Annotated in this window: 13 protein-coding genes and 4 pseudogenes; 9 read left to right on the top strand and 8 right to left on the bottom strand. The window is 66.7% G+C overall.

The window, feature by feature from the left end:
* The 6 genes from GKC70_RS04900 (at position 1) to GKC70_RS04875 (ending at position 6,302) form a co-directional block, all read left to right on the top strand.
* Positions 1–1,458, top strand: coding sequence for an MBOAT family protein (locus GKC70_RS04900; protein ID WP_342650618.1), 1,458 nt, complete (start codon positions 1–3; stop codon positions 1,456–1,458).
* A 9-nt stretch (positions 1,459–1,467) separates the two neighbouring features.
* Positions 1,468–2,625, top strand: a complete 1,158-nt coding sequence (locus tag GKC70_RS04895) for an alginate O-acetyltransferase (RefSeq protein WP_039579944.1) — start codon at positions 1,468–1,470, stop codon at positions 2,623–2,625.
* 17 nt (positions 2,626–2,642) lie between these two features.
* Positions 2,643–3,290 carry an alginate O-acetyltransferase AlgF gene (locus GKC70_RS04890; RefSeq protein WP_342650617.1) on the top strand — a complete coding sequence of 216 codons (648 nt, stop codon included), beginning with the start codon at positions 2,643–2,645 and terminating at the stop codon, positions 3,288–3,290.
* A 33-nt stretch (positions 3,291–3,323) separates the two neighbouring features.
* Complete coding sequence (locus GKC70_RS04885; RefSeq protein ID WP_342650616.1) at positions 3,324–4,778, top strand: mannose-1-phosphate guanylyltransferase/mannose-6-phosphate isomerase; 1,455 nt, start codon at positions 3,324–3,326, stop codon at positions 4,776–4,778.
* A gap of 216 nt (positions 4,779–4,994) precedes the next feature.
* Positions 4,995–5,459 carry a multidrug transporter gene (locus GKC70_RS04880; RefSeq protein ID WP_342650615.1) on the top strand — a complete coding sequence of 155 codons (465 nt, stop codon included), beginning with the start codon at positions 4,995–4,997 and terminating at the stop codon, positions 5,457–5,459.
* 30 nt (positions 5,460–5,489) lie between these two features.
* Positions 5,490–6,302, top strand: coding sequence for an SDR family oxidoreductase (locus tag GKC70_RS04875; protein ID WP_342650614.1), 813 nt, complete (start codon positions 5,490–5,492; stop codon positions 6,300–6,302).
* 21 nt (positions 6,303–6,323) lie between these two features.
* On the opposite strand, the pseudogene GKC70_RS04870 reads toward GKC70_RS04875, so the two are convergent.
* The 4 genes and pseudogenes from GKC70_RS04870 to GKC70_RS04855 all read right to left on the bottom strand — a co-directional run bounded on the left by GKC70_RS04870 (position 6,324) and on the right by GKC70_RS04855 (position 11,500).
* A pseudogene (locus tag GKC70_RS04870) lies at positions 6,324–7,756 on the bottom strand (efflux transporter outer membrane subunit).
* On the bottom strand, positions 7,753–8,814 hold the full coding sequence (locus tag GKC70_RS04865) for an HlyD family secretion protein (RefSeq protein WP_342650613.1): 1,062 nt from the start codon (positions 8,812–8,814) through the stop codon (positions 7,753–7,755). The pseudogene GKC70_RS04870 and the gene GKC70_RS04865 overlap by 4 nt, the downstream one beginning before the upstream one ends.
* Positions 8,815–8,835: 21 nt before the next feature.
* Positions 8,836–10,368 (bottom strand): MFS transporter, encoded by a 1,533-nt coding sequence (locus GKC70_RS04860; RefSeq protein WP_342650612.1) that lies wholly within the window; start codon positions 10,366–10,368, stop codon positions 8,836–8,838.
* A gap of 236 nt (positions 10,369–10,604) precedes the next feature.
* Positions 10,605–11,500 (bottom strand): annotated as a pseudogene (locus GKC70_RS04855) (LysR family transcriptional regulator).
* Positions 11,501–11,675: 175 nt separating this feature from the next.
* Between GKC70_RS04855 and GKC70_RS04850 the strand changes: the two are divergent.
* Positions 11,676–12,125 carry a universal stress protein gene (locus GKC70_RS04850; protein ID WP_342650611.1) on the top strand — a complete coding sequence of 150 codons (450 nt, stop codon included), beginning with the start codon at positions 11,676–11,678 and terminating at the stop codon, positions 12,123–12,125.
* Positions 12,126–12,237: 112 nt separating this feature from the next.
* On the opposite strand, the pseudogene GKC70_RS04845 reads toward GKC70_RS04850, so the two are convergent.
* From GKC70_RS04845 to GKC70_RS04830, 4 genes and pseudogenes are all read right to left on the bottom strand, one after another.
* A pseudogene (locus tag GKC70_RS04845) lies at positions 12,238–13,100 on the bottom strand (HlyD family secretion protein).
* Between the two features lie 10 nt (positions 13,101–13,110).
* Positions 13,111–13,311 carry a DUF1656 domain-containing protein gene (locus tag GKC70_RS04840; protein ID WP_029614886.1) on the bottom strand — a complete coding sequence of 67 codons (201 nt, stop codon included), beginning with the start codon at positions 13,309–13,311 and terminating at the stop codon, positions 13,111–13,113.
* Positions 13,301–15,459: pseudogene (locus GKC70_RS04835) on the bottom strand (FUSC family protein). The gene GKC70_RS04840 and the pseudogene GKC70_RS04835 overlap by 11 nt, the downstream one beginning before the upstream one ends.
* On the bottom strand, positions 15,456–16,925 hold the full coding sequence (locus GKC70_RS04830; RefSeq protein ID WP_342650610.1) for an efflux transporter outer membrane subunit: 1,470 nt from the start codon (positions 16,923–16,925) through the stop codon (positions 15,456–15,458). Before GKC70_RS04830 ends, GKC70_RS04835 begins: the two are co-directional and overlap by 4 nt.
* A 179-nt stretch (positions 16,926–17,104) precedes the next feature.
* Between GKC70_RS04830 and GKC70_RS04825 the strand changes: the two genes are divergently transcribed.
* Entirely contained in the window at positions 17,105–18,037 is a 933-nt protein-coding gene (locus tag GKC70_RS04825; protein WP_039579983.1) for a LysR family transcriptional regulator, read from the top strand.
* 67 nt (positions 18,038–18,104) lie between these two features.
* Positions 18,105–19,079: a D-glycerate dehydrogenase gene (locus tag GKC70_RS04820; protein ID WP_342650609.1), complete on the top strand. Its 975-nt coding sequence runs from the start codon at positions 18,105–18,107 to the stop codon at positions 19,077–19,079.
* The last annotated feature ends 10 nt before the right edge of the window (positions 19,080–19,089 follow it).

The following is a 19,089-nucleotide window of genomic DNA, read 5'->3' as shown; positions in this document are numbered from 1 at the left end:
ATGGTCTTTTCGTCCAACGTGTTCCTGTTCCTGTTCCTGCCGGTTTTCCTCGGCTTGTACTACTTGAGCGGCAACCGTTATCGCAACCTGCTGCTGCTGGTCGCCAGCTACATTTTCTACGCCTGGTGGCGGGTGGACTTCCTCGCACTGTTCGCCGGCGTGACCCTGTGGAACTACTGGATCGGCCTGAAAGTCGGCGCCGCCGGCGTGCGCAGCAAACCTGCCCAGCGCTGGTTGCTGCTGGGCGTGGGCGTGGACCTGGCGATTCTCGGCTACTTCAAGTACGCCAACTTCGGCGTCGACAGCCTCAACGCGATCATCGCCTCGTTCGGCCTGGAACCGTTCATCCTCACCCATGTACTGCTGCCGATCGGCATCTCGTTCTACATCTTCGAGTCGATCAGCTACATCATCGACGTGTACCGCGGCGACACCCCGGCCACGCGCAACCTGATCGACTTCGCTGCGTTCGTGGCGATCTTCCCGCACCTGATCGCCGGTCCCGTGCTGCGCTTCAAGGACCTGGTGGAGCAGTTCAACCACCGCACCCACACCCTGGACAAGTTCTCCGAAGGCTGCACCCGCTTCATGCAGGGTTTCATCAAGAAAGTGTTCATCGCCGACACCCTGGCGGTGGTCGCCGACCACTGCTTCGCCCTGCAGAACCCGACCACGGGCGATGCCTGGCTCGGCGCGCTGGCCTACACCGCGCAGTTGTACTTCGACTTCTCCGGCTACAGCGACATGGCCATCGGCCTGGGCCTGATGATGGGCTTTCGCTTCATGGAGAACTTCAAGCAGCCGTACATCAGCCAGTCGATCACCGAGTTCTGGCGGCGCTGGCACATCAGCCTGTCGACCTGGCTGCGCGACTACCTGTACATCACCCTGGGCGGCAACCGCAAAGGCACCCTGGCCACCTACCGCAACCTGTTCCTGACCATGCTGCTGGGCGGTCTGTGGCACGGCGCCAACTTCACCTACATCATCTGGGGCGCCTGGCATGGCCTGTGGCTGGCCATCGAACGGGCGCTGGGCATCGACACCAACCCGCAGCGCTTCAATCCAATCAAGTGGGCCTTCACCTTCCTGCTGGTGGTGGTCGGCTGGGTGATCTTCCGCGCCGAGAACCTGGAAGTGGCCGGTCGCATGTACGGCGCCATGTTCAGCTTCGGCCAGTGGCAACTGTCGGAACTCAACCGCGCCCAGCTCACCGGCTTGCAAGTGGCCACGCTGGTGGTCGCCTACCTGAGCCTGGCGTTCTTCGGCCTGCGCGACTTCTATCGCAACGCCACCCCGCCGATTGCGGCGCGCGTGCCGGCGCAGGTCCACGGCGACGGCACCCTGAGCCTGGACTGGACCCGGGTGATGACCCGCGCCCTGGTGCTGCTGTTCGTTGCCTCGATCCTCAAGCTTTCGGCGCAGAGCTACTCGCCGTTCCTGTACTTCCAGTTCTGAGGGGATGACATGAACCGGACACTTCGCATCACTTATTCGTTGTCGTTCCTGGGCCTGCTGGTCGGCCTGGGCGCCTGGTCGCTGGGCGGCCTGGACAGCTTTACCCGCACGCAACAGATGACCCTGCTCGACGGCAAGTTGGCCAAGGCCGCCGAGACCCACTACGACGAACAGTTCCCGATCAAGCGCGTGGGCACCAACCTGTGGGCGGCGCTGGACTTCACGCTGTTCAACGAAGGCCGTCCCGGCGTGGTGCTGGGCCGTGACCAGTGGCTGTTCAGCGACGAGGAGTTCAAGCCCGACGCCAGCGCCGGCCAGCAGATGCAGGACAACCTGGCGCTGATCCGTGGCGTGCGCGATACCCTGCAGCAGCGCAACATCGAGCTGGTGCTGGCGATCGTGCCGGCCAAAGCGCGGGTGTACGCCGAGTACCTGGGCAAGGAACAGCCGGCCAGCCTGCACGGCGAGCTGTTCAACCAGTTCCACGCCCAGGCGCGCCAGGCCAACGTGTTCGCCCCCGACCTGCTGGCGCCGCTGCAGCAGGCCAAGGCGCGCGGCCAGGTGTTCTTGCGCACCGACACGCACTGGACGCCGATGGGCGCCGAAGTGGTCGCGCAGAGCCTGGGCGAAGCGGTCAAGCGCCAGCAACTGCTCAAGGCCGAGCCCCAGGCCTACATCACCGAAGCGGGCAAGAGCGCGCCGTACAAGGGCGACCTGACCAACTTCCTGCCGCTCGACCCGCTGTTCAGCGACCTGCTGCCACACCCCGACACCCTGCAGCAGCGCACCACGCGCCCCGCCCAAACCCAGGGCGAAGGCGACGACGCGCTGTTCGCCGACGCGTCCATTCCGGTTGCGCTGGTGGGCACCAGCTACAGCGCCAACCCGCACTGGAACTTCCTCGGCGCGCTGCAGCAGGCGCTGCACAGCGATGTGGCCAACTACGCCGAAGACGGCCATGGCCCCATCCAGCCGATGCTCAAGTTCCTGCAGAGCGACGCCTTCAAGAACACCCCGCCGCAGGTGGTGGTCTGGGAATTCCCGGAACGCTACCTGCCCATGGGCACCGATCTCAGCAGCTTCGATCCGCAGTGGATCGCGCAGTTGAAGAACACCCGTCAATCCGAAGCACACCTGGCCCTGTCGTCCACCCGGACGACCCACTGAAAGAGAGGAACACGCACATGACTCGCAAGCCATCCATCGCCAAAGCCCTCACCCTCGCGGCCGGCCTGTCCCTGGCATCGCTGCAGGCCTCCGCCGGCGCCGACGCCGCCCTGTACGGCCCCAGCGCACCGAAAGGCTCGACCTTCGTGCGCCTGTACAACGCCGGCTCCGCACCCACGGCAGCCTCGGTGGGCAACACCCAGATCAAGCAGGTCGGCGCCCAGGCCAGCAGCGACTTCAGTTTCCTGCCCGGCGGCGACTACACCGCCCAAGTGGGCGGCCAGAGCGTGCCGGTCAAGCTGGCCGCGGACAAGTACTACACCCTGGTCAACAACGCCAGCGGCACCCCGCAACTGGTCGAAGAACCGCCGTTCAAGAACAAGCAGAAGGCGCTGGTGCGGGTGCAGAACCTCAGCGACCAGGCCCTGACCCTGAAGACCGCCGACGGCAAGACCGAAGTAGTCAAGTCGGTGGCGGCCAAGGGGCGCGGCGAGCGCGAGATCAATCCGGTCAAGGTCAACCTGGCCTTGTTCGAAGGCAACAAGAAAGTCGGCGACGTCAAACCCGTCGCTCTGGAGCGCGGCGAAGCGGCCGTGCTGTACGTCACCGGTTCCGGCACCCGCCTGTCGCCGGTGTGGGTCACTCGCCCCGTGGCTAGCAACTGATCCCTGCCTCTCAACGACTATTGGAGAAACACGATGATCCCGGTAATTCTTTCTGGTGGTAGCGGTTCGCGTCTGTGGCCTTTGTCGCGCAAGCAGTTCCCCAAGCAGTTCCTGGCCCTGACCGGCGAGCACACGCTGTTCCAGCAAACCATCGAGCGCCTGGTGTTCGAGGGCATGGACACCCCCATCGTGGTCTGCAACAAGGACCACAAGTTCATCGTCCAGGAACAGTTGGGCGCGCTGAAGCTCGAGACCCAGGCGATCCTGATGGAGCCGTTCGGCCGCAACACGGCGCCGGCGGTGGCGATGACCGCGATGAAGCTGGTCAATGAAGGGCGCGACGAGCTGATGCTGGTGCTGCCGGCCGACCATGTGATCGAGGACCAGAAGGCCCTGCAACGCGCCCTGGCCCTGGCCACCGTGGCCGCCGAGCGGGGCGAGATGGTGCTGTTCGGTGTGCCGGCGACCAAGCCTGAGACCGGCTACGGCTACATCCGCTCCAGCCAGGATGCGCTGCTGCCCGAGGGCGTGGCGCGGGTCGCGCAGTTCGTCGAGAAGCCCGATGAGAAACGCGCCAACGAGTTCGTCCGCGCCGGCGGTTACTTCTGGAACAGCGGCATGTTCCTGTTCCGCGCCAGCCGCTTCCTCGAAGAACTGAAAAAGCACGACCCGGACATCTACGACACCTGCCTGCTGACCCTGGAGCGCAGCAAAGAAGACGCCGATGCGCTGAGCATCGACGAGGCCACCTTCGCCTGCTGCCCGGACAGCTCCATCGACTACGCGGTGATGGAAAAGACCCAGCGCGCCTGCGTGGTGCCGCTGTCGGCCGGCTGGAGCGATGTGGGCTGCTGGTCGTCGCTGTGGGATGTACACGAGAAGGACGACAACGGCAACGTGACCAAGGGCGATGTGGTGGTGCAGGACAGCCACAATTGCATGATCCATGGCAACGGCAAGCTGGTGTCGGTGATCGGCCTGGAGAACATCGTGGTGGTCGAGACCAAGGACGCAATGATGATTGCCCACAAGGACAAGGTCCAGGGCGTCAAGCAGATGGTCAACACCTTGGACGAGCAGGGCCGCAGCGAGACCCAGAATCACCTGGAGGTCTACCGTCCGTGGGGCTCCTACGACTCGGTGGACATGGGCGGGCGTTTCCAGGTCAAGCACATCACGGTCAAGCCCGGCGCCAGCCTGTCGCTGCAGATGCACCACCACCGCGCCGAACACTGGATCGTGGTGAGCGGCACTGCCGAGGTGACCTGCGACGAGAACGTGTTCCTGCTCACCGAGAACCAGTCGACCTACATCCCCATCGCGTCGGTGCACCGCCTGCGCAACCCGGGCAAGATCCCGCTGGAGATTATCGAGGTGCAGTCCGGCAGCTACCTGGGCGAGGATGACATCGAGCGCTTCGAGGACGTCTACGGCCGCACCTCCACCCCGGTCGAACGCGGCGTCTCGGTCAAGACGATCGCGCAGTAGGCCTCAGGCCTACGGCCAGCTTTGAGCGGCAAGCGGCAAGTAAAAGCTGCAAGCTGCAAGCTGCAAGTAGAAGCGGGCCGGTGGGGCGTTCGAAATCGAGCGCTCACCACCGTCCCGCTTTTTCTTGTCGCTTGTCGCTTGCCGCTTGCCGCTTGCCGCTTGCCGCTTGCCGCTACAAGCTTGTAGCTTGTAGCTTTCCGAAGGCCTGGGCACGTCATGATCATCGGTGCGTTTCTCATCCTTACCTGGTTGGTGCTGCTGCTGCGTTATCCAAGCAAGGCCTTGCCGATTTCGCTGGCGGCGCTGTGCGGACTGGGGCTGGTCGCGCTGGTCGTGGTCTGGCAGGACAGTCGTGAGGCCTCGCAACTGGCGCGACTGGACATTCGCCTGAGCTATGCGCCTGGGCAATGTCCTGCCGATCGGGCGCTGCACGTCAGCATAAGAAACGCCAACAAAGCCCCGCTCAGCGAACTGCGCTGGCGCGTGGGCGCTTATGCGCCGGGCGATACCGTCAACCTCGCTGAAAACACCTACGCTGCGCCGCGCTATCGCGGGCCGGGTGAGCTGCAGGCCGGGGCCGAGTGGAACGACTGCCTGCCGCTGCCGCCGCTGCGCGCCGGGTATCGGCCGCAAACCCTGGAGTTTCGCGCCGAGCATCTGCAAGGCACCTTCGCCAATTGATCCGACCTGCCCCAACTAAAGGCTTTGACCATGACTACCGTGCTCATCACCGGTTGCTCCAGCGGCATCGGCCGCGCCCTGGCCGACGCCTTTCGCGATGCCGGTCACGAGGTCTGGGCCACCGCTCGTAAAGACGCCGATGTTCAGCGCCTGCACGAGGCCGGCTTCAGCGCCCGCCAGCTCGATGTCAACGACGCCCTGGCCCTCGACCGCCTGGCCGTAGAGCTGCCGCACCTCGACATCCTCATCAACAATGCCGGTTACGGCGCCATGGGACCGCTGCTCGACGGCGGTGTCGAGGCGCTGCGCCAGCAATTCGAAACCAACCTGTTCGCCTTGGTCGGCGTGACCCGCGCGCTGTTCCCGCTGCTGCGTCGCTCCCGTGGCCTGGTGGTGAACATCGGCAGCGTGTCCGGCGTGCTGGTCACCCCGTTCGCCGGGGCCTATTGCGCGTCCAAGGCCGCGGTGCACGCCTTGAGCGATGCCCTGCGCCTGGAACTGGCGCCGTTCGGCATCCGCGTCATGGAGGTGCAGCCGGGGGCCATCGCTTCGCAGTTCGCCAACCATGCCCAGCACTCGGTCGAACAGCTGCTGGCGGCAGACTCGCCATGGTGGCCGTTGCGCGAACAGGTGCAGGCACGGGCGCGAGCTTCGCAGGACCGCCCGACCCCGGCCAGCGTGTTCGCCCAAGGGCTGCTGGCCGCGACCCAGCGCTCGCCGGTGCCGGCGCTGGTGCGCTTGGGCAATGGCAGCAGCGCACTGCCGCTGATTGCCCGGTGGCTGCCGCGACGGCTGCTGGACTGGGTGCTGCGCAAGCGCTTCGGCTTGCTGCGACCGCTGTAAGCTGCGCGGCGGCGCTCGACCTCAACCCAGATCGAACGCCTGCCAACCGCCACCGAGCGCCTTGTACAGCCCCACCAACGCCTGCGACACCGCCGCCGAACTGTCGATCCACTGCTCTTCGCTGGCCAGCAGCGCCGACTGCACCGACAGCACGTTGAGAAAGTCCACCGCCCCTTCCACGTACTGACGCTGCGCCGTTTCCAGCGCGATGCGGTTCTGCTTCACCGCTTCGGCCAGATGGTCGCGCCGCAACTGGCTGGCGTTGTACAGGCGCAGCACATCGTCGATCTCGTGCCAGGCGCCGAGCACCACCTTGCGGTAGTTCAGCGCCGCTTCCTGTTGCTGGGCCTCGCGCAACTGCAACTGCCCTGTGAGCCGTCCACCTTCGAAGATCGGCAGCGACACCTGCGGCCCGAAGGCGAAGCGCCGCGCATCCCAGGCGCCGAAGTCGGCGAGCTGCAGCGACTGGAACCCGGCGCTGCCGGACAAGCGAATGCTCGGGTAGAAGTCGGCCTTGGCCACCCCGATGCTGGCGGTGGCAGCGTACAGACGGGCCTCGGCCTGGCGGATGTCCGGGCGCCGCTCGGCCAGTTGCGACGGGATGCCGATGGCGAAGCGCTGCTGCGGCGCCGGCAGCTCGCCGGGCGCCAGCAGGGTACTCTGCAAGCTGCGCGGCGGTTCGGCGGCCAGCAGGCTGAGGGCATTGATCAGGTCGTCGCGACGCGCCTGCAAGGTCGGCAGCCGCGCTTCGATCATCGCCACCTGGGCGTTGGCCTGGGCCACGTCGAGCCGGGTGGCGACGCCTTCGGCCTGGCGCTGTTCGGAGAGTGTCAGGCTGTGCCGGGCCAGGTCGAGGTTGTCCTCGGTGATCTGCAAGGTGTGCTGCACGGCGCGCAACTGAATGTAGTCACCAGCGGTTTCGGCCAGCAGTGCCAGCAGCACGGCATTGCGGTCGTTCTCGGCCACCGCGACATTGGCATCGGCCGCCTCCACCTGACGCCGCACGCGCCCCCACAGGTCCAGCTCCCAGCCGGCCACCAGATCCCCTGCCAGAGGTTGTAGGCCGACTTGCCGGCGTTGCCGGACGGATCGTTCAGGCCCTCGGCACTGTTGCGCGAGCGGCTGTAGCCGGCCTCGGCTGCCACCGACGGCGCCTGGTCGGCGGCCACGCTGCTGCGCAGCGCCCGGCTCTGCAGCAGGCGCGCGCTGGCCATCTGCAAATCCAGGTTGCGGGCCGCCACCTGCTCAATCAGGGCACTCAGGCGCGGGTCGTGGAAGCGCTCCCACCAACGCTGTTGCAGCGGCTCGGCCAGGGGTTGGCTGGCGGCCTGCTCGCCTTGCACGGCGCCCCACTGCTGCGGCGCCTGGCTGTCGGGGCGCTGGAAGTCCGGGCCCAGGGTACAGCCGCTGAGCAGCGCGACGAGTAACAGGGTGACGGCTGGCTGGCGGCTCATCGTGCGCTCACCTGTTTACCGGCGAGGCCGTCATGCTGCGTATCGATGGTCGCCTCCACTGACATGCCCACCCGCAGGCGCTCGCGCAAGGGCTGGTCGTCATCGAAGACGATGCGCACCGGGATGCGCTGCACCACCTTGGTGAAGTTGCCGGTGGCGTTGTCGGGCTTGACGGCGGCAAAGGTCACGCCGGTAGCCGGAGCGATGCTCTCGACCCGCCCGTGCAAGGTTTCACCCGAAAAAGTGTCGACGCTGATGCGCACCGCTTGGCCCGGCTGGACGTGGGTGAGCTGGGTTTCCTGGAAGTTGCCCACCACGTAGGCCTGCTGCAGCGGCACCACCGACAGCAAGCGCGCGCCTGGATTGACGTAGGCGCCTACGCGCAACGCGCGTTCGCCGACCATGCCGTCCACCGGCGCGACGATGCGCGTATAGGACAGGTCCAGCTCGGCCTTCTCCACCCCGGCCTCGGCGCGTTTGAGCTGGCCGTCGGCACTGCCGACCTGGGCCTGGAGAATGTCCACCTGCTTGCGCGTGGCCAGCAGCGCCGCCTGGGCGTTGGCCAGCCGTGCCCGCGCCTGGTCGACCCGGCTGCGCGCCTGCTGGGCGTTCTGCACCGTGCCGGCGCCCTGCTCGGCCAGGCGACTGTAACGGGTTACTTCATGGTCGGCGAAGCCGACTTCGGCCTGCGCCGCTTTCACCGCCGCCTCGGCCTGGGCGATCAGCGCCGCCTGACGATCCAGTGTGGCGCGGGCATCCAGGCTCTGCGCCTTGGCCACCAGCAACTGGGCCTGGGCGGCATCCAGCGCGGCCTGGTAATCGCGGGCGTCGAGGGTGGCCAGCAACTGACCGGCCTTGACCTGCTGGTTGTCCTCCACCAGCACCTGCTTGACGAAGCCCGCCACCTTCGGCGCGACCACGGTGTAGTCGGCGGTGACGTAGGCGTCGTTGGTGCGCTGCTGGTGGTCGCTGCCCAGCAGCCAGGGGCCGACCACGGCGGCCAGCAGGGCCACGGCGAGCACCGCCGCGATGATGAGTGTCTTGCGCGTGTGGGTCATTTTCGCTTGTCTCGAACGGGATCAGGCCACGGCACGGGGTGGGAAGACCCGGGTAGGCACGAAGGGAATCAGGCAGATCAGGGCAACGGCGACAGCCGCCATCACCAGGTACAGGTCGGCACTGGTCAGCACCAGGGCCTGCTGATGCAGGCGCCCGGCCAGATTGGCCGCCGCATCGTCCACCAGCGGCGCGTTACCCAGGCTGTCGACCAGGTGGTTGGAATGGAAATGCCGGCGCAGGGTGCCCAGCGCATCGAGCAGGCCGGCGGCGACCGCCGCCGACAGCCCTTTGACCGTGTTGAACCAGGCCGAGGCGAACGGGCCATCCTGCGGACTCATGCCGGTGGTGGAGAGCATCAGCAGCGGCAGCACCGCCATCGGCTGACCGAACACCTGCAACACGTAATACGGGTAGAAGTCGCCGCGAATCCACTGGCTGGTCAGCAGGCTGCTGCCCAGGCACGAAGCTGCGAGCATCGCCAGCCCGGCCGCCAGCACCCAGCGGCAGTCCACCGCGCGGATATTGCACAGCGCGGCGGTGAGCGGCAGGGCCAGCAGTTGCGGCAGCGCCACCAGCAGCATCAGCGGGCTGGTCTGCGCCGGGCGATAGGCCTGGATCTGCGCCAGGTAGGCCGAAGGAATGCTGGCCACCCCTGAGAGTACGATCAGCACCCCAGCCACCGTCACTAGGGCAAAACTCAGGTTGCGCCGCGACAGCAGGCGCAACTGGAAGAACGGCAGCGGTTCGGACCATTCGTTGTACAGGAACAGCACCAGCAGCAGGCTACCTCCGCCGAGCAGCCAACAGATGAGCGGCGAGTCGAACCAGCCCCAGCGGTCGCCCAGCGACAGGCCCAACACCAGGCCGCTGATGGCCGGCAGGCCCAGCAGCACGCCGCGCCAGTCGAACTGGGCGAAGCGTTCCAGGCGCAGCGGATCCTGCGGCAACCCCCAGGCCACGCAGCCCATGGCCAGCAGCGACGGCAGGATGATCTGCCAGAACGCCCACTGCCAGCCGACGTATTCGGTCCAAAGCCCGGCCAGCGGCGTGCCCAGGTTCGGCCCGAAGGTGGCGGTGAGGGCATAGCAGGCCAGCCCATAGACCTTGATTCCCGGCGGCAGAAAACGCAGCGCCACGCTCATCAGCATCGGCGGCAATGCGCCGGAGGCGAAGCCTTGCAACACGCGCAGCAGCATCAGGCTGTGCAGGTTGGGGGCGAACGGCTGCACCAGGCCGAGCCCGGCAAAGGCGGCAATGGCGATGAGGGTGAAGCGGCGCAAGGAAAAGGTGGTGGCCAGCCAGGGCGAGAAGGCCATGGCCGACACCGACGCCGCGGCATACACCGCCAGCAGCCAGGCCCCTTCATCGGCGCCGATCCCCATGGCCCCGCGTATATCGGCCAAGGCAATCTTGGTCACCCCCTCATTGAGCCCGGCACACAGCACCGCCAGCAGCACGCCGAACAGCCCCACCACCACCCGCAGGCCAAACGGCGACTGCGCAGGCGCTGCGGCCACCGGGGCGGCGATAGCAGGTGCGGTCAGGGCACTCATGATTCAGACATCTCCAGCAACAATTCTCGGCTGGAGGGATTTTAGAGGCGGCCAATGCTTACGAAAACTGACTTGTCGGAAGGTTAGAGTTGCGCGGGGCGCAACTCTAACCAGCGGCAAGCTTCGAGCGGCAAGCTGCAAGTAAGAGCGGATCGCGGCGCCTTTGATTTTCTTGCAGCTTGCAGCTTGCCCCTTGCAGCTCGCCTTTTCCGCTTGCAGCCTAAAGCTAAGCGCTGCTAGGCGGCGCAGTCCTTGACGGTGCGGCGTAGCCAGCGGTGGGCGGGGTCATTGTCGAAGCGGGGGTGCCAGGCTTGCATCACTCGCACTTTTTCCAGGGGGACCGGGATCTCGAAGGCGCGTAGCGGCAGGCCGAATTCCAGGACATTGCCGAGGATGTTGGCCGGCATCGGCAGGATCAGGTCCGACACCGGCAGCGAGAACATCGCTGAGTGGAAGCTGGGGGTGATCAGCGCGATGCGCCGTTGCAGCTTGTGGTTGGCCAGTTCCACGTCGATTGGGCCATTGGCGCGGCCACGGCGCGAGACGCTGATCTGTGGATAAAGGGTAAAGCGCTCGGGGGTGATGGGCTGCGCGAAGATCGGATGCTGCTCGCGGGCCAGACCGACGAAATGGGTGTCGAACAGGTGCTGCACCTTGATCTCCGGGCCCAGGTCGATGCTCGAACTCACTACCAGGTCGATCTGGCCCTGGCGCAGCACCAGGTCGTCGTCACCATGCGCCTCCGGCACGAAGCGCAGCACCGTGCGCGGCGCCTGCTCCTGCATGACGTGCAGCAGGCGTGCGCCGTACAAGGCGACGAACAGGTCGTTGGTGCGGATATTGAACGTGCGCTCCAGGCCTAACAGGTCTACGTCCTCGCCGCTGTTGAAGACCTGCCCGGCCTGCTCCACCAGCGCCCGCACCTGATCGCGCAGGGCCAGCGCCCGGGGGTCGGCACCAGGCCGCGCCCGGCGCGCACCAGGATCGGGTCGCCGAGCGCCTCGCGAATGCGCCCCAGGGTCCGGCTCATCGCAGCAGGGCTGAGATTCATGCGCTGCGCTGCGCCCACCACGCTGCCCTCGTCGAGCAAGGCGTCGAGGGCGACCAGCAGGTTCATGTCCGGAAGTTGCATGGGCGATTACCGTGATCCGTGTGTGAAGCGCGATGGTAGCAGGTCGCACGATTGCGTCTGGTGCAATGACGACATGCGCGGCAGGCGCTTTATCGTGGCAGGCAAAGGCGCAAGAATGCGAGCGGTCGTTTGCGGGTCAATCGCTGCGGCGAACCCCACCCCGCCAGGAGTTTCCATGCCTCAGCCGATCCTCATCGCCATCGACGCCTCCCCCGCCAGCACCGCGCTGATCGACCTCGCGCGTCGCTATTGCCACCCCGACCAACACCGCCTGCACGTGCTCCTGGCCATCGACCCGACCTTCGCCGTGCACGCGCGCCCGGCGACCTACTCCGAAGAGGAGCGCGAGGAATATCCTGCGGCCTGCGACGAGCAGCAACTGGCCGAGCGCGCCCTGCAGCAGGCCGTGGCCACCTTGCGCGAGGCGGGCTTCGACTGCGAGAGCGCCATGGTCGCTGGGCAGCCACAGGACGCTATCGTCGCCAAGGCCCAGGCATTGGACTGCGCCCTGATCGTCATGGGCCACCGGCACCTGTCGCGGCTGGGGCGACTGCTGGACCCGTCGATCAGTGCCAAGGTGATCGACCGGGTGAAGGTGCCGGTGCTGGTCTGCCCCGCGTCCTGACACCTGCTCACAGCCTGTCGCGAAGGCCTGGCGCGCAGCGCGCCGTCATCAGCCATCGCGGGGTTTCAGGATGATTTCGGTCGCCAGGTGTTGCGGCCGCTTCGCGGCGGACTCAGTCGTCAATGCTCGGCGTCACCACCACCGTACAGGTGGTGCCCGCCGCCAGCAGATAGCCCTCGGGCACCTGGTCGATGTGAATGCGCACGGGCACCCGCTGGGCCAGGCGCACCCAGTTGAAGGTCGGGTTGACGTCCGCGACCAGCTCGCGGCTCTGCGGGTTGTCGCGGTCGTAGATACCTCGGGCGATGCTCTCCACATGCCCTGCAGCACCTCGCCGCTCATCATCTGCAACTCGGCCCGATCGCCCGGCTTCACATGGGGCAGCTTGGTCTCCTCGAAGAACCCGTAGACCCTGAACGACTGCTCGTCCACCACCGCCATCACCGCCTCGCCGCTGCGGGCGTAGTCGCCCTGATGGACGTTGAGGTTGGTCACGTAGCCGTCGACGCTGGCGAGGATCTCGGTGCGCTTGAGGTTCAGCTCAGCCGCCGCCAACTGCGCCTGGGCCTGCTGGTAATCGGCCAGCGCGGCGTTGGCGAGGTTGCTGGCGTCGTCGCGGTTCTCCTTGGAGATCACCAGGTTGTCCAGATCGGCGCGGCGGCGGGCGTTGTCCTTGCGCATCTCCCAAGTGGCCTTGCGCGAAGCCACCAGCGCGCGCGCCTGATCCAGCGCCACCCGGTAATGCGCGGGGTCGATGCGAATCAGCACCTCGCCCTTCTTCACCCGCTGGTTATCGTGCACCGGCACCTCGACCACATAGCCAGGTACGTCGGCAGCGACGTTGATGATGTCGGCGCGCACGCGGCCATCGCGGGTCCAGGGGGTGGTCATGTAGTGCAGCCACAACTGGCGACCGATCACCACCGCAGCGGTGAGCACCAGCAAGGTGGCCAGCAGGCTGAAGAACTTTTTCATCGGGGCATTCTCACCAGTAGACCGACAGCGCCATCACGCCGAACAGGCAGACGAACAGGGACAGGCGCAGCAGCGCCGGGTGCCAGAAAAAACGGTAACCGTCATGGCTGGCGATGAAGCGGTCCAGGCCCCAGGCCAGGCCCGCAGCGAGCAGGAACATCAAGGTCATGGTGGGCAGGTACACGCCATGGAAGGCGATCTCACGGGGCATGGTGCAATCCTTTGGCCGGGGCCAGGGGTGACTGGGGGTCGAGCAGGGAGCTGCGGATGAAGTGCAGGTAACTCTGTGTGCGGCGCAGTACCGAGGTGTCGAAGTGCCGGGCGAACGGTTCGTCGGTGGCCTGCACGCGGCTGATGGCGTGATCCACGGCCACCAGCGCACGCTCGTGGTTGGCGGCACTGGGTTGCAGGAACAGCCGCGCCAAGGCCCGGCCCATCACCCGGATCGCCTGGCGCCACGCCTGCGACTCGGCGTAGGCCGGGTGCACCGGGGCGTTGGCCTGCTCCTTGCGCAACTCGATGATGGCGTGGCCGACCTCCGACACCACGAACATCCAGTCCATCAGTTCGGCCTGCACCTGCGGCTTGCCAGCGGCCAGACCGTAGGCCTGGTGCAGCAGGTCGCGGGTGCGGCTCTCGAACGCCGACCCCAGGCCGCGCAGGCGGCCGCCGATGGCGAACAGCACCTGCTCGCGCAATGCCTGCTGCAAGCGGCTCCACAGCCAGCGGCTGTTCGGCGGCAGGATGATCGCCCCGGCCGCAGCGCATACCAGCATGCCGATGACCATGCCCAGGTAGTCGTTGATGAAGCTGTATGGGTCGTAGACCGTGAGGTTGTTCGGCACCGAGCCGATCGAGAAGAACACCAGCAGGCCCACCCGTAGCCGGCATAGGCCGGGCGCGAGGCGAGAAACGCACCGAGCGCGAACACCGGCGCCAGCACCAGGCACAGCAGGGTAAAGCCGTCGATCCAGGGAAACACGAAGAAGGTTTCGAAGAAGCCGATGAAGGCTCCGAGCAAGGTGCCGCAGGCCATCTGGAACGCCATCCGCCGCGGGTTGGGCGAGGCCGCCGAGAGCCCGGCGGTGACCGTGGCGACCAAGGTCATCATGGCGCCGCTGGGCCAGTCGCTGAGCAGCCAATAGCTGCCCAGCAGCAACAGCACGGCAGCGCCGCGCACTCCGGCGGCCAGCGACACCAGCCAACTGGTCTGGGCCACGTAGGGCTCGTCCCAGCGTTCGCGCTCGTGGTTGTGCGCCGCCAGCGACGCGTGGGTCTGGGCGTAGCTGTAGAGCTCGTCGATCAGGCGATAGAGCAGCTCGTAGGTGGTGTGGAAATCCAGCAGGTCGGCTTCGCTGGGTGACGTCTCCAGGTAGGCAGCGCGCAGGCTGCGCACCTGGGTTTGCAGGCCGTCCTTGTAGGCGGCCAGTTCCAGGGTCAGGCGCAGGGCGTCAGGGTCGGTCAGGTAGCGGTTCACGTAGGGTTCGAGCAACGCCACCAGGGTCTGCACGCCTGGCTCGATGGCCACGACGATCTGCGCAGGCCCGCGCGCGCGCAGCCGCTCCAGCAGCCGGTGCAGCGCGTTGAAACGGGTGGTGATGGCCATGAACTCGCTGTTCATGCGCATCAGCCGGCCGGAGCGGCGGCGCATGTGCGGGTCTTCGAAGGCGGTGACGTTGCGCAGGCTTTCCAACCCCACGGCCTCGGCGATGAAGCGCACGTTGCGGGTCTCGAGCTGGGCGCGCTCGCTGTGGCCGCGCAAGGCTTCGACCATCACCCCGGCGTACACGCCGAAGCGCTGGTAGAGCGCGTGGCGCATGGCCGCGCTGGCCGATTGCGGCAGGATCGCGGCACTGACCAGGGTGGAGACGAGGATGCCCAGGGAAATCTCCAGCAGGCGCCACACCGCCGCCATGAACGCCTCGTCCGGGTGCTGCAGCACCGGCAAGCCGATCATCGCGGCGGTGTAGCCGGCCAGCACGAATCCATAGGCGCGAAAGGTGCGGTAGCGCATGGCCCCGGCCGAGCACAGGCCCACCCACAGCGCCAGGCTGGGCAGGAACAGCTCGGTGTTCTGCGGGAACAGCGCGATCAGCGTGACCATCATCGCCGAGCCGACCAGGGTGCCAAGCAGGCGATAGAAGCTCTTGGCGAACACATGACCGCTCTGCGGCTGCATGACGATGAACACCGTGATCATCGCCGTGCGCGGCTGCGGCAATTCCAGGCGCATGGCCAGCCAGAGGGTCAGGAAAGCAGCGGCCAGCACTTTGAAGATGTAGATCCAGGTGACGCCGTCGGTGCGCGCCCAGGCGAAGAAACCGCGGCGCCACTCAAGGCGCGCCAGCCAGTCCCTCATCGTGGCGGCTCCGACGGCACATCAGCCCCTGCACCCAGCCCGCCACCCAGCGCGGTGACCAGGTCGGCATGCACGCTCAGGCGCGCGGCCTGCACCTGCTGCTGTATCTGCTGCTGGCGAAACAGCAGGGTCTGGGCATTGAGCACATCGAGGTAATCGGTGAGCCCGCGCTGGAACGCCAGGGTGGCCATGTCGTAGGTCTTCTGCGCGGCGGCGACCGACTCGGTGGCAAAACGCGCCTGCTGCTGCAACGACTCGCGGCGGATCAGTCGATCGGACACCGCTTTCAAGGCGTCGATCACCGTGGCGTTGTAGTGCGCCACTGCCAGGTCGTACTCGGCCGAGGCCGCGCCCAACTGCGCGCGCAGGCGGCCGCCGTCGAAGATCGGCAGGCTGATGGCAGGGCCCACGTTGTAGCTGAACTTGCGGCCGCTGAGAAACGCCAGCGGGCCACCGCCAGTGGCCATGAAACCCAGGCCGCCGACCAGGTCGACATTGGGGAAGAACGCGGCGTGGGCCACATCGATACCCCGGGCCTGGGCTTGCACCTGCCAGCGGCTGGCGACCACATCCGGGCGCTGGCCGATCAGCTCGGCGGGCAACGCCGACGGCAGGGCCAGCGGCGCGGCCAGCGACAGGCTCGGCCGCGCCAGGCGGGCGCCCTCCCCCGGTCCTTTGCCAGCCAGCGCCGCCAGTTGGTTGCGACTCAGGGCGATGGCCTCGTCGAGGCCGTCGAGCTGGCGATGGGTTTCCGGCAGCGGCGCCTCGGCCTGGCTCACTTGCAGGTGGGTACCGATACCGGCGGCCAGGCGACGCTGGGCCAGGTCGAGAATCTGCTGCTGCTGGGCCAGCTCGGCGGCGACGATGTCGCGCCGGGCGAACTGCAGGCTCAGGTCGATGTAGGCACGCACCACATTGTTCTGCAGCTCCAGGGCCGCCTGCCGGGCTTCGGCGACGCGCACGTGGGCCTGGTCCACGGCCTGCTCGCTGGCGTTGCGCTCGGCGCCCCACAGGTCCAGGGCGTAGCGCAGGCCGAGGTGGGCATCGTTGTCCCAGGTGTTGGCGCCGGACAGCGCGCCGGGGCCATAGAACTGATCGTCCGGCCAGTTGTGGCGCTTGAGGGTGAGCGCGCCATCGCCCTGAAGCTGCTCGCGCGATTCGACTACGCCCGCCATGGACCGGGCCTGACGCACACGGGCGGCGGCCATGGCCAGGGTCGGACTGCCGGCCAGGGCCAGTTCGATCCAGCGGTCCAGTTGCGGATCGCGGTAGGCTCGCCACCACTGCTGGGCTGGCCAGGCGGCGTCCTGTGCGGCCGCGCCGATGGCGTGGTCGATGCTCAGTTCATTGGGTTGCAGGGTGTGGCTTTGCGGGGCGATGCCCAAGGTGGCGATGCAGCCGCTCAAGGTCAGACTGAGGGCACAGGCACTGAGCGTTCGAAACGCTCCGAGGTGGCGACGCGGCACTGCGGCGATTTCCCGAGGATGAGGTGGTGGGCCGGGCAATTCTAGGGGCGGGTTTCATTGGCGATAAGCACGTATTCCTGCGAATCTTTGTTACCGAAACAGCGATAATCCGGCTTTGGTCGCACGTGCTTTTTTGTCGCGGCATGTCACAATTTCGCCCTCTAAATCGAGAGTGACCCATGGACACCCTGCAAAACATGCGTGCTTTCAGTTGCGTCGCCCAGCTCGGCAGCTTCACCGCCGCTGCCGGGCAATTGGACACCACCACCGCGAACGTGTCGCGGGCGGTCTCCAACCTGGAAGCCCATCTGCAAACCCGCCTGCTCAACCGCACCACCCGCCGCATCGCCTTGACCGAGGCCGGCAAGCGCTACCTGATGCGCTGCGAACAGATCCTCACCTTCGTCGAAGAAGCCGAGGCCGAGGCCAGCGACGCCCATGCGCGTCCGGCCGGGCAATTGAAAGTGCATTCGATGACCGGCGTCGGTCAGCACTTCGTGGTCGATGCCATCGCCCGCTACCGCGAAACCCACCCGGACGTGACCTTCGACCTGACCATGGCCAACCGCGTGCCGGACCTGCTCGACGAGGGCTATGACGTCTCCATCGTGCTGGCCACCGAGCTGCCCGACTCGGGTTTCGTCTCCCAGCGCCTGGGCATCACCTACAGCATCGTCTGCGCCTCGCCGGACTACGTGGCCCGCCACGGCAGCGCGCAAAAGCCCGCCGAACTGCTCAAGCACCAATGCCTGCGCATGGTCAGCCCGGTCATTGCCCTGGAGAAGTGGCTGTTCAACGGCCCCGAAGGACAAGAGGTGGTGAACGTCACCAGCTCGCCGTTCCAGGTCAATTCCGCCGACGCCATGAAGACTGCGATCCGCAGCGGCATGGGCGTGGGCGTGCTGCCCATCTATTCAGCCATCGACGGCCTGCGCGACGGCAGCCTGGTGCGGGTGATGCCCGAGTACCGCCTGCAGGAGCTGAACCTCTACGCCATCTACCCCTCGCGCCAATACCTGGACGCGAAGATCAAGACCTGGGTGGAGTACCTGCGCAATTCGCTGCCGGAGATCCTCGCCGCGCATGAGGCCGATCTCAAGACCCACCTTTAGAAAGCGGCCGCGGCTTTTTCTCGCCGCCGTAAACGCGTAGCGTGTAGCGCTTCCCAAGGAGTAGCCCATGAAAAAGACCGTCCTGGCTTTCAGCCGTATCACGCCGGCCATGGCCGAGCGCCTGCAGCAGGATTTCCACGTGATCCTGCCCAACCCCAAGCTCGGCGACATCAGCGCCCAGTTCAACGAGGCGCTGCCCGAGGCCCACGGGCTGATCGGCGTCGGCCGCAAGCTGGGCCGCGCGCAGCTCGAAGGCGCGGGCAAGCTCGAGGTGGTGTCCAGCGTCTCGGTGGGCTACGACAACTATGACCTGGACTACTTCAACGAACGCGGCATCGCCCTGACCAATACCCCCGACGTGCTCACCGAAAGCACCGCCGACCTGGGCTTCTCGCTGATCATGGGCTGCGCCCGACGCACCGCCGAGCTCGATGCCTGGACCAAGGCCGGACACTGGCAGGCCAGCGTCGGACCGGCGCAGTTCGGCAGCGACGTGCACGGCAAGACCCTGGGCATCGTCGGCCTGGGCAACATCGGCGCGGCCATCGCCCGACGCGGCCGGTTGGGCTTCGGCATGTCGGTGCTGTACGCCGGCAACAGCCGCAAGCCGGCGCTGGAGCAGGAACTGGGCGCGCAATACCGCAGCCTGGAGCAGTTGCTGGGCGAAGCCGATTTCGTCTGCATCGTGGTGCCGCTGTCCGACGCTACGCGCAAGCTGATCGGCGCCCGCGAACTGAAACTGATGAAGCCCAGCGCGTTCCTGATCAACATCGCCCGGGGCCCGGTGGTGGACGAGGCAGCGCTGATCGAAGCGCTGCAAGCCGGTACGATTCGCGGCGCCGGACTTGACGTGTACGAGAAAGAGCCACTGGCCGACTCGCCGCTGTTCACGCTGCCCAACGCCCTGACCCTGCCCCATGTGGGATCGGCCACCGCCGAAACCCGCGAGGCCATGGCCAACCGCGCCCTCGACAACCTGCGCGCGGCGCTGCTCGGCGAGCGGCCGCGCGATCTGGTCAATCCGCAGGTGTGGAAGGGCTGAGGCGATCGGC

It is taken from the genome of Pseudomonas sp. REB1044 (assembly GCF_038813925.1).
Lineage (GTDB): Bacteria > Pseudomonadota > Gammaproteobacteria > Pseudomonadales > Pseudomonadaceae > Aquipseudomonas > Aquipseudomonas boreofloridensis.
The sequence above is the reverse complement of the archived record's forward strand: the minus strand, read 5'-3'. Positions and strand labels throughout refer to the sequence as shown.